The organism is Flavobacterium sp. (genome assembly GCF_030146175.1).
Lineage (GTDB): Bacteria > Bacteroidota > Bacteroidia > Flavobacteriales > Flavobacteriaceae > Flavobacterium.
In genome coordinates this window covers 1-10,800 of sequence record NZ_JASLCE010000089.1, presented here as the reverse complement: position 1 = coordinate 10,800, position 10,800 = coordinate 1, and the positions used below count along the sequence as shown (strand labels likewise).

11 protein-coding genes are annotated in these 10,800 nt (G+C 39.7%); 6 read left to right on the top strand and 5 right to left on the bottom strand.

Going from position 1 to position 10,800, the window contains the following annotated elements:
• Together Q1R07_RS10635 and ssb are read left to right on the top strand one after the other, a co-directional pair.
• Positions 1-1,498, top strand: a 1,498-nt coding sequence (locus Q1R07_RS10635) for a T9SS type A sorting domain-containing protein (protein ID WP_300489739.1), incomplete at its 5' end; no start/stop codon positions are given.
• Positions 1,499-1,552: 54 nt separating this feature from the next.
• Positions 1,553-1,879, top strand: a complete 327-nt coding sequence (ssb, locus tag Q1R07_RS10630) for a single-stranded DNA-binding protein (RefSeq protein ID WP_300489736.1) — start codon at positions 1,553-1,555, stop codon at positions 1,877-1,879.
• Between the two features lie 5 nt (positions 1,880-1,884).
• Here ssb and Q1R07_RS10625 read toward each other — a convergent pair whose 3' ends face one another.
• The 5 genes from Q1R07_RS10625 to metG are packed head-to-tail and all read right to left on the bottom strand — an operon-like array spanning position 1,885 to position 6,645.
• Positions 1,885-2,787, bottom strand: a complete 903-nt coding sequence (locus Q1R07_RS10625; protein ID WP_300489733.1) for a histone deacetylase — start codon at positions 2,785-2,787, stop codon at positions 1,885-1,887.
• Positions 2,788-2,795: 8 nt separating this feature from the next.
• Positions 2,796-3,251 (bottom strand): NUDIX domain-containing protein, encoded by a 456-nt coding sequence (locus Q1R07_RS10620; protein ID WP_300489730.1) that lies wholly within the window; start codon positions 3,249-3,251, stop codon positions 2,796-2,798.
• Positions 3,248-3,877 (bottom strand): chloramphenicol acetyltransferase, encoded by a 630-nt coding sequence (locus tag Q1R07_RS10615; protein WP_300489727.1) that lies wholly within the window; start codon positions 3,875-3,877, stop codon positions 3,248-3,250. Before Q1R07_RS10615 ends, Q1R07_RS10620 begins: the two co-directional genes overlap by 4 nt.
• Positions 3,874-4,563, bottom strand: a complete 690-nt coding sequence (locus tag Q1R07_RS10610) for an HAD family hydrolase (RefSeq protein ID WP_300489724.1) — start codon at positions 4,561-4,563, stop codon at positions 3,874-3,876. The genes Q1R07_RS10615 and Q1R07_RS10610 overlap by 4 nt, the downstream gene beginning before the upstream one ends.
• Positions 4,564-4,584: 21 nt before the next feature.
• Entirely contained in the window at positions 4,585-6,645 is a 2,061-nt protein-coding gene (metG, locus tag Q1R07_RS10605; protein WP_300489722.1) for a methionine--tRNA ligase, read from the bottom strand.
• A gap of 273 nt (positions 6,646-6,918) precedes the next feature.
• Between metG and Q1R07_RS10600 the strand changes: the two genes are divergently transcribed.
• The 4 genes from Q1R07_RS10600 to Q1R07_RS10585 form a co-directional block, all read left to right on the top strand.
• Complete coding sequence (locus Q1R07_RS10600; protein ID WP_300489719.1) at positions 6,919-7,815, top strand: LD-carboxypeptidase; 897 nt, start codon at positions 6,919-6,921, stop codon at positions 7,813-7,815.
• An 8-nt stretch (positions 7,816-7,823) separates the two neighbouring features.
• Positions 7,824-8,183, top strand: a complete 360-nt coding sequence (locus tag Q1R07_RS10595; protein ID WP_300489717.1) for a YraN family protein — start codon at positions 7,824-7,826, stop codon at positions 8,181-8,183.
• A gap of 72 nt (positions 8,184-8,255) precedes the next feature.
• A complete protein-coding gene (locus Q1R07_RS10590) occupies positions 8,256-8,915 on the top strand; it encodes an aspartate kinase (RefSeq protein ID WP_136403485.1) in 660 nt (219 codons plus the stop codon).
• A gap of 98 nt (positions 8,916-9,013) precedes the next feature.
• On the top strand, positions 9,014-10,800 hold a 1,787-nt coding region (locus Q1R07_RS10585; RefSeq protein ID WP_300489713.1), incomplete at its 3' end, for a M12 family metallo-peptidase.

Genomic DNA, 10,800 nt, shown 5'->3' with positions numbered 1-10,800 from the left:
CAAATTTGATACGAACGGTATACTTTTAAATGTAAAGCATTTTAGCGGAAGCAAATACGAACAATTTACTGCTGTCGCCTATGATGGTAATGATCATTATTATGCTATAGGGAGTTATGGCGGTAATATGCAAATCGGTACGACCACTTTGGTCAATACAAATACGTATGGGGATCGTAGTTTTATCGCAAAATTTACATTAGATGGTAATCCGGTTTGGATTAAAGAATTTCCGGAGTATATGGGAGGTGGTTACCTGCAATATAAAAACAACTACCTGTATTTGGCGGCCAATTATTCGTCGGATCAGTTTTCTTTTGAAGGATTAACCTTACCGATGGCGAATTATGCACCAACAATCCAGGGTATGGATAAAAACCTGGTAGCCAAATTCGATGCCGGTACCGGTAATCTGGTTTGGGCTTCGTCTTCGCGTTATACCGGTACGACCAGTTCGAATATGTCCGACAGAATCGGAGCGCAGATGAAAGCGATGGTTGTCGACAATAATGGGAATGTTTATGTAGCGGGTGATTTTCTGGCGCGTTCGGTAACCTTTGGAAATATTACGCTAAACCGTAGTTCGAGTTCGAATGCAGGGTTGTTTTATGTACGCTATGATAATACCGGAGCGGTGGCTTGGGCAAAAACAGCTACCGTTGGGGCAAGTTCCGACACCAAGGCGTTTAACCTTGCAGTAGATTCGGCAAACAACGTATATTTGGTAGGGATGGCCTATAACTCGACAATAAATTTTGATGGAACCATTTTACAGTTTCCAGGAAATTACGGCGGTTATATGGTAAAACACGGTACAGCCGGAAACCTGATATGGGCTAAAAAAGCAGGAATATCAACAGATCAGGCACCAGGAACCAATGCGGGTTCCTCGTCGAAGTTTTCGAGATTGTATATCGATGCACAGGATAATATTTATGTAGGCGGAAATTTTTACCGATATGTCAATCTTTCCCCGGATTTTACCTATACCATCGATAATAATTTTTTCAACTTCATCGCCAGATATAATACACAAGGAAGTATTCAGTCCTGTGAGATCTATCCTGCTCCGGCAAATGGTTCCTCAAATTTGAAAGTATTGGACTCCAATCCGGATAATTTTACGATTATTTCGACCGCTTCTGTAGATATACAATTAAATAATCTGACGATAGAAACGAACAACAAGCAAGTGGTCTATATTGCTAAAACCGGAGCATCAGCTTTAGGGTTAGCCGAATTCGGAACAGCCAATTTTGCAGTATATCCCAATCCGGCCAACGAACGATTGTTTATTAAAAACAAAGAACAATTATCCGATCAGGCACAAATTGCAGTATATGACTTAAACGGAAGACAAATTTTTAAAGTAACAGGAGCTGCTGTTGGCGAAAAAGGAATTGAGGTGTCCAAACTGGCTGCCGGAATTTATGTGTTGGGAATTGAAGATGCATCACAGCAAATAAAAGAATATCAGAAATTCGTTAAAAACAAATAATCATATTGCTCCCTCTTCCCCAAATTAAAAGTTAATCTATTAAAATTATGAGCCATGAACACATTGAGGAACAGAGTGCAATTAATCGGAAATGTAGGAAGTGATCCTGAAATCAAGATATTGGAAGAGGGACGAAAACTAGCCAAACTATCGGTTGCAACCAATGAAGTTTATTACAACGAAAAAGGTGAAAAAGTTACCGATACGCAATGGCATGTTGTAAAAGCCTGGGGAAAGCTAGCCGACATTGTTGAGAAATTTGTAGAAAAGGGAAGAGAAGTTGTATTAGAAGGCAAACTGGTTCATCGAACCTGGGAAGACAAAGAGGGACATAAGCGTTATTCGACAGAAGTTGTCGTAAACGAGATTTTATTGCTATAAAAGCATTAGCTGTAAATGTAGGAAGCGACGCGGTAGGTATTGGTATGGGCCTGGATAATTGTTCGGATATCGGGTGAATAGCCGCCGCCCATACTACATTGTACCGGTATTCCTGCGGTATGGCAATGTGAAAATACAATTTCGTCCCGTTTTTTGCAGGCATCGAGCGAACAGGCGAGTTTTCCGAGTTTATCGGAAGCGAGTATGTCGACACCGCTAAGGTAAAAGATAAAATCAGGACGTTGCGATGCAATGAGTTGTGGCAACGTCTGGTTTAACAGCGATAAATATGCATCGTCGGCCGTATGGTCCGGCAGTGCAATGTCCAGATCGGAACGTTCTTTTTTAAAAGGATAGTTGGACTGGCCGTGCATCGAAAAGGTAAAAACGGAACGATTGTGTTCGAAAATCGCAGCGGTTCCGTTTCCCTGATGTACGTCAAGATCTACAATCAGAATTTTTTTAGCCAACTTTTGGTCCAGTAAATACTGTGCCGCTATAGCCTGATCATTTAACAGACAAAAAGCTTCGCCATGATCGGCATAGGCATGGTGTGTTCCGCCTGCGATATTAAAGGCAATTCCGGTTTGTAATGCTTTTTCGGCACCGGTTATAGAACCTTGTACGAGTCGCAATTCCCGTTCGACCAATTCGGCCGATAACGGAAACCCTATTTTGCGAACAGCTCTCGGATCCAACGTTAATCCGATCAAATCGTCTACATATTCTTTTTGATGTACGGCAAGTATCGGTTGCATGTCCGGCATATCCGGTTCAAAAAAAGCGCTGTCGGAAACAATGCCTTCATGTACCAACTGTTGCGGTAATAATTCGTATTTGATCATCGGAAAGCGATGACCTTCGGGTAGCGGATGTTTGTAAATCGGATGGTAGGCAATCGGAAACATACCGTTTATTACGGATTTAATTCGTCGATCAATTCCAATAAGTTGAGTTCCGCATCATAACGGGCACTATAGGCGAAAGGTTGTTGGTTAAAAGCCTTTTCGTAAATATGCAGATCCGTTTCCGGCGTAAGGATATTTTTCAGATTATCTTTATGAATCCATTCCAATATTCCCTCGTTACATTCGGGTGCCGGTTGGTATGGGATTTCGGCCAAATAAACAAAAGTAAGCCAGTTGTATTCTATGGGTGAAACTTCGAAAAGCGTTCCCATATAGGTGAAATGCTCCGGACGAATGCCGGTTTCTTCAAATGTTTCGCGTATTGCGGCATCCAAAGGTGTTTCGTTTGGGTCGAGTTTGCCGCCAACAGGTACGTAATAGCCTTTAAAAGGTTCTTTAAAACGTTTTAGTAAAAGCAACTCATCGTTGCATTTTAAGATGATAAAAGCGGCAATTTTTCTCATTTCTGATCCAGTTGTTTTTGTAATTCTTCAAAAAACAGCCCTACATGATAACCGTCGGCCAAACCATGATGCACGTGTACGGAAACCGGCATTTCTCTTTTGGCTCCGGTTAGCGTCATTTTGCCAAAGGAAATCTTCGGACAACTATCCGGGAATGTAAAACTTCGGGCATGCGACAATGATGTAAAATTCACCCACGGGATAGATGAAAAATGGATTAGGTTATCCATTTCAAAACTTCGTGTAAAAAGCCCCGGCGTTTGACGAACCCTTTCGATTTCGTTTTGCGCAATGGTTTTAAAAGTGTGAATATCACGGTCAAATTCGATCAGCGAAAAGCCAAAGGAATTGTCTTCCCGTAGTATCGTTGAAGAAGCATCAATACGATCGTAAATAACGACTTCATTATCCTGAATCCGATAGCGAAAAGCTTCGACAGCATTTACGGCTACGAGCGTTTTATACAGGTAATAAATAAAAAACGGCACACCGGCTTCTTTGGCGTTGTCGTAGGCTTTTGTACAGTCAACCGTTGCGATAAGTCCGAAAAAAGGTTCTTCAAAATTTTTAAAAAATTCGAAATGTTCTTTTCTGCTCCAGTTGGCCAGGTCTAACTTTTGTTTCACGGTAATAAAAGCGGTAGGATATCGGTTAATTTTTCAATGGTTCTAAAGTTGGGATGTTCCACTTTATGATCAATACGTTCGTGCGCCCAAGTGGTATGGAATGGTACGTGTACCGCATGACCTCCAATTTCCAGCACCGGCAGTACATCCGATTTTAGTGAATTTCCGATCATAAAAAACTCTTCCGGTTTTAAATCCAGACGGTTTACCAGCTTTTGGTAATCCAATGGTTGTTTGTCGGACATTACTTCAATATGGTGAAAATAAGCGCCCAGTCCGGAGTCGTGTAATTTGCGATGTTGGTCTTTCAGATCGCCTTTAGTGGCAACGACCAATCGGTATTTTCCTTTTAAGGCATCCAGCGTTTCCTCAACACCATCGAGTAATTCGATTGGTTTTTCCAGCAATTCTTTTCCCAGTTCGATGATACGGCCAATGATGGCGACATCGATGGTATTATTTGAAATTTTTAAGGCAGCTTCGATCATCGAAAGAATATAGCCTTTGATACCGTAACCATAGGCCGGTAAATTCTGTATTTCAATTTTGAATAACTCCTGTGATAATCCCTGATGTGACAGATAATCTTCCATCAATCCGCAGAATTTTTTTTCGGTTTCTTCAAAATAAGGCTCATTTACCCAAAGGGTATCATCTGCATCAAAGGCTATAACTTTTAGTGCCATTTTATTTTTGTATTTGTACTCTTAATTAATAGTGGCTCCGTTTTTAACACCATCGGCATCCGGGTTTACAAAAACCAGTTTACCTTCGGCATTTTCCGTCATCAGGATCATTCCTTCACTTTCCACGCCGCGTAAAGCTCTTGGCGCCAGATTGGCTAAAACGGTTACTCTTTTTCCGATAATGTCTTCCGGTGCAAAATGCTCGGCAATTCCCGAAACGATGGTACGCACATCAAGTCCGGTGTCGACTTTTAGCACCAGTAATTTATTTGCTTTTGGCATTTTTTCAGCAGAAATGATGGTTCCTACGCGTAAATCCAATTTGGCAAAATCATCAAAAGTAGCGACTTCTTTTTGTGGCGTTACCACCTGATTTTCGGCTTTATTGGCCACTTTTGTAGCCTCTAGTCGGTCGATTTGTTTTTGAATTTCTTCATCCTCAATTTTAGCGAATAGTAACTCCGCCTGTCCGATCTGATGACCAGCCGGTACTAAATCGGAATTTTGAGCGATATCATTCCATCCAAATGCATTGTCAATTTTTAAAATTGATTTTAATTTTTGAGCGGTAAATGGAAGGAACGGTTCGGCTAAAACGCTCAATGCCGCAGCTATCTGTAGGGCTACATACATTTGCGTTTTTACTCTTTCCGGATTTTCTTTTACAATTTTCCACGGTTCTTCATCGGCCAGGTATTTGTTTCCTAAACGCGCCACATTCATCAGCTCACCTAAAGCTTCGCGGAAACGGTAGCGTTCAATCGAACTCGAAATAACCGCCGGATAGGCTTTTAATTCGGTTAAAGCCGCTTCGTCTGCTTCGGTTAGTTCGTTAGGTTGCGGAATGATACCGTCGTAGTATTTATTGCTTAATACCACTACACGGTTGATAAAGTTTCCGAAAATAGCAACAAGCTCATTATTATTACGTGCCTGAAAATCTTTCCAGGTAAAATCGTTGTCTTTGGTTTCCGGAGCATTGGAGGTTAAAGCATAACGTAAAACGTCCTGTTTTTCCGGGAAATCGATAAGGTATTCGTGTAACCATACCGCCCAGTTTTTGGAAGTCGACAGTTTGTTACCTTCCAGATTCAGGAATTCATTGGCCGGAACATTGTCCGGTAGGATATAACTGCCTTCGGCTTTTAACATCGCCGGGAAAATCACACAGTGGAAAACAATATTGTCTTTTCCGATAAAATGCACCAGTTTGGTATCCTGGTCTTTCCAGTATGGTTCCCAGTCTTTTCCTTCTCTTTCAGCCCATTCTTTTGTAGACGAAATATAACCGATAGGTGCGTCAAACCATACATATAGTACTTTTCCTTCGGCGCCTTCAACCGGAACCGGAATTCCCCAGTCCAGGTCACGCGTAACGGCACGCGGTTTTAAACCGTCGTCCAACCACGATTTTACCTGTCCGAAAACATTTGGTTTCCAGTCGTTTTTATGACCTTCCAAAATCCATTCTCTTAAAAACGCATCGTATTGATCTAATGGCAGGAACCAGTGTTTGGTTGACTTTAAGATCGGTTTTGTCCCGGTTATGGTCGATTTTGGATTGATTAAATCGGTTGCATTTAACGACGTACCACATTTTTCACATTGATCGCCGTAAGCCTCTTCATTACCACATTTCGGACAAGTTCCGGTCACAAAACGATCGGCCAGGAATTGTTGGGCTTTTTCGTCGTATAATTGTTCGGTAACCTCTTCGATGAATTTACCGTTGTCGTATAATTTTCTGAAAAAATCAGAAGCGGTATCGTGGTGTATTTTAGCTGAAGTTCTGGAATAATTGTCAAAAGAGATTCCGAAATCAGCAAAAGATTGTTTAATAATCCCGTTGTATTTATCGATAACTTCCTGAGGTGTAATGCCTTCTTTTTTCGCTTTCATCGAAATGGCAACACCATGTTCGTCACTCCCACAAATAAAAGCTACATCTTTACCTTGCTGACGTAAAAAACGCGCATAGATATCAGCCGGTACATACACTCCGGCTAAATGGCCAATATGAATCGGGCCGTTCGTATACGGTAAAGCAGCTGTAATGGTATATCTTTTAGGATTTTGTATCATAAAAAAAAGATTAGATTTTGAATGTATTTTCAAGATGAAATGCAAAAATAGGCTATTAGCCACGAATTTGAATATTTTTTTCATTCAAATTGTGCAAAAAAGCGTTGACAAATCCTTTAACAGATGTTTATGGTATTGTTTTAAAAATGCTAAATTTGTTAGAAACGATTTCAAATGAAACCAAACCGCCTCCATACGAAAGCCGTATTTTTGAGATCATTTTTGATTTTACTATTAATTTTTACAACGACCGATTTATATTCACAACGAAAAATGAAAATTCCATCCTATTTAAAGAAAGGTGATACCGTAGCCATTGTTTGTACCGCAAGAAAATTTTTTCCCGAAGACGCTGAACCCGCCATAGCATTGTTAAAATCGTGGGGATTGGAAGTCAAATTAGGACGAACAATAGGGTTGGATAGTTGTCAGTTGGGTGGTACGGATCGCGAGCGTATCGATGATTTTCAGCAAATGTTAGACGATGATAACATCAAAGCGATATGGTGTGCACGTGGCGGTTATGGAACGGTTCGCATTATAGACGGATTGGATTTTACGAAGTTTAAAAAACATCCAAAATGGATCATAGGATTTAGCGATGTTACCGTTTTGCATAGTCATGTCCATAATATGAAAGTGGCTACCCTGCATAGTATCATGCCGTTTACGGTACCACGAACGGAAGAAATTTCAAAAGAAACGCTACGAAAAGCGCTATTTGGAGAGAAAATCCGTTATGAGGTTCCGGCGAAAGGATATGAAATTAAAGGAAAAGCAACGGGACAATTGGTAGGGGGGAACCTTTCTATATTATACAGTTTGTTAGGATCCAAATCCTCAATTGATACAAAAGATAAGATATTATTTATAGAAGATCTGGACGAATATTTATATCATATAGATCGTATGCTGTATAATTTAAAAAGAAATGGTTATTTTGACGGGCTAAAAGGGCTTGTAGTAGGAGGAATGACAGATATGCATGATAACGAAATTCCTTTTGGGCAAAATGAAGTAGGTATTATCACTTCCATCGCAAAAGAATATAATATTCCGGTATGTTTTTACTTTCCAGCCGGACATGTTAAAGATAATCGGGCACTAATCTTAGGTGCTACGGTTAATTTTGAAATAACCGACGATAAAGTTGTGTTAGAATTCCAATAAAATAAAAAATGGCACGTCATAATGAACTTGGAAAAGAAGGGGAATCGCGTGCAGTAGCATTTTTGATACAGAACGGATACGAAATTCTAGAGCGAAACTGGATATTTTGTAAAGCCGAGATTGACATAATTGCAAAAAAAGGTACAACTTTAGTGGTTGTAGAAGTTAAAACTCGTTCTAAATTAGAGTATGGATTACCACAAGAATTTGTGAAATCGAAGAAAATTCAGCTTTTAGTCAAAGCTGTTAACGAATATGTAATCCTAAGGGATATCGAATGTGACGTTCGTTTTGATATAATTGCTATTCACAAACAGGGGACTGTTTTTGATATTAAGCATTATCCTGATGCATTTTATTATTTCTAATTTATTTTTGTTAAAGTTTTAACAGATTGTTTTTTTTGTAATTTTACGAGATTTTTAAAACCCACTATAATTATGAAAACTATTTCCTCTGTAGTTGAACATTACATTAAAACGAAACCCTTTTTGCTCAATGGCCTCTCCCAGGGTATTATTAATCTGACCTCCTTGGCAAGAGTAATGATGCCGGAATTAGAGCAGGAATTAGGGAAAAACATTAAACAAGGAGCAGTAGTAATGGCTCTGAAACGATTATCGGAAGAACTTGGTTTCCGGATGAACCACAAACTGGATAAAGTTCTGAAGAATCTTGGAGAAATTACCGTTCGTTCCTCTTTGACGGATTATAATTTCGCAATTACTCCAAAAGTATTGAGTTGTCAATCGGATTTAATCGCAGAAATTAATAACTATACGGATATATTCTATACTTCTTCGCGAGGTGTTAATGAAACCAATATCATTGTAAGTGATTCTCTAAACCACCTAGTAGAGAAATACTTTGCGGAAGAAAAATGGGCTCATAAAACCGAAAACCTTGCTTCGATTACGGTAAAGCTTCCTAAAGACAACCTTTCGGTACCGGGATTGTTTTACTATGTATTTCAACGTTTGGCCTGGGAAGGTGTGAATATTTGCGAAGTAGTTTCCACAAATTACGAATTCACCATTATTGTTAGCGATGATCAAGTAGATATTGCCTTCAAAGCTATTAAAGACCTTAAAAGTTTGTAGTTAAAAGGTTAAAATTGTGTAGTTAAGCCGGGAAAGTGGGTCGGAACCTAAATATTTTCTATATTTGGACTGACTAAAATACTAACTAACCCCGCAAAATGAAAAAAATTACACTTTTTTTGGCCCTTTTAACCGGGCTGACTGTGTTTTCGCAAAACAGGATCGCCCAAAAGGTCGCTGAGTTACGCTCCCAGAACACAGACTTTAAGAAATTTTCAGTATTAGAAGCGTCGACTAAAACTCCCGGTAAAGAAGTTGCCAGAGTTGTAAACGACGCTTCTTTTGCTATTATAAAAGAAGCAGCTGTCGATGAAATCGTATCTAAAAAACCCAATGCGATCGAATTGAATCTGCCATACCATAATGAAACGGTAACACTACAACTTTATCGGGTAGAGATATTAGCAGAAGGTTTTCACCTGGATACCGATAAAGGAAAAAACATCACTTACGCACCGGGAGTTTATTACCGTGGTATTGTAAAAGGTGATGCAAACTCACTGGTTTCGTTTAACTTTTTTAAAGGCGAACTGAATGGAATCGCATCCAGTTCAAAATTAAGCAATTTAACAGTGGGTAAATTGGACAAAAAAGGAAACAAAACGGACTATATTATCTATGAAGATCAAAAAATGAACGTGACTCACGATTTTGAATGTGCTACGGATGATAAAGTTGAAGAATTTAAAAATGCTCCAACAACTACATCGGCAAGTCCAGCCAGTTTGAAATGTGTGACTGTTTATTTTGAAATCGATTATAACCTGTATCAATCAAACGGAAGTAATACAACAACCACTTCCAACTGGATGACTTCGGTTTTTAATAATGTACAGACATTATATAATAACGACGGAATTACAACAGCATTAAAATCGGTATATATCTGGACAACTGAAGATCCGTATGAAGGAGTAGGTAACAGTTCTGGTGATTACCTGGCAAAATTTAATGCAGTACGACCTGTTTTCGACGGTGATGTAGGACAATTGGTAGGGATCGATCCGGGAGGATTAGGTGGAGTAGCCGTAACAATCGGAGGACTATGTACCGCTAATAATTATTGTTATTCGGATGTGAATTTTAGTTATAGTACCGTTCCGACGTATTCCTGGACAGTTCAGGTGGTTACACACGAATTAGGACACTTACTAGGTTCGAGACATACCCACGCTTGTGTGTGGAATGGAAACAATACCGCTATTGACAACTGTGCTCCGGCTGCTTTAGGAGCCACATCGGAAGGATATAACTGTATGACCAGTCCGCCAACAATTCCTTCTTCTTCTGTAAAAGGGACTATCATGAGTTATTGCCATTTGGTGAGTGGTGTAGGAATCAGTTTTAATAATGGATTCGGACCACAACCGTCAGCAGCAATTGTAAACCACATTGATTCCAGAGCTTGTTTAAGTACAAATTGTATCAATACTTGTATTAATACGGTTACGGATATCAATTCTACTATGGGAGCCGGAAATACATCGGCTGTGATTACCTGGTCGGATGCCGGAGGCGCGACTTCATGGCAGGTGGTTGTATTCCCGTATTCAGGAACAGCAGGTCAGTATACGACGGTAACAACAAATTCGTATACGGCACAAAACCTAACACCAAATACCTATTACAGAGTTCGAATCCGTCCGGTTTGTAGCTTAGGAATGACATCATTGGCCAGAGATTTTATATTATTGACCGGAGCTGATTATTGTAACGGCATTCAATTAACCGATACCGGAGGAACATTTGGACAGTATGGAAATAATCAGGTGTTTGTAAGAACGCTGATTCCAAATCTGGCGAACAATAAAGTAAAACTGACTTTTACATCTTTCAGATTGGAAGACGGTTATGATTTCTTATATATCTACAACGGATCAAGTAC

Bases quoted from the DNA above. Each gene is read 5' to 3' on its own strand.
- ssb (WP_300489736.1), top strand. From the start codon at position 1,553: ATGAACACATTGAGGAACAGAGTGCAATTAATCGGAAATGTAGGAAGT.
- Q1R07_RS10625 (WP_300489733.1), bottom strand. From the start codon at position 2,787: ATGTTTCCGATTGCCTACCATCCGATTTACAAACATCCGCTACCCGAA.
- Q1R07_RS10620 (WP_300489730.1), bottom strand. From the start codon at position 3,251: ATGAGAAAAATTGCCGCTTTTATCATCTTAAAATGCAACGATGAGTTG.
- Q1R07_RS10610 (WP_300489724.1), bottom strand. From the start codon at position 4,563: ATGGCACTAAAAGTTATAGCCTTTGATGCAGATGATACCCTTTGGGTA.
- metG (WP_300489722.1), bottom strand. From the start codon at position 6,645: ATGATACAAAATCCTAAAAGATATACCATTACAGCTGCTTTACCGTAT.
- Q1R07_RS10600 (WP_300489719.1), top strand. From the start codon at position 6,919: ATGAAAATTCCATCCTATTTAAAGAAAGGTGATACCGTAGCCATTGTT.
- Q1R07_RS10595 (WP_300489717.1), top strand. From the start codon at position 7,824: ATGGCACGTCATAATGAACTTGGAAAAGAAGGGGAATCGCGTGCAGTA.
- Q1R07_RS10590 (WP_136403485.1), top strand. From the start codon at position 8,256: ATGAAAACTATTTCCTCTGTAGTTGAACATTACATTAAAACGAAACCC.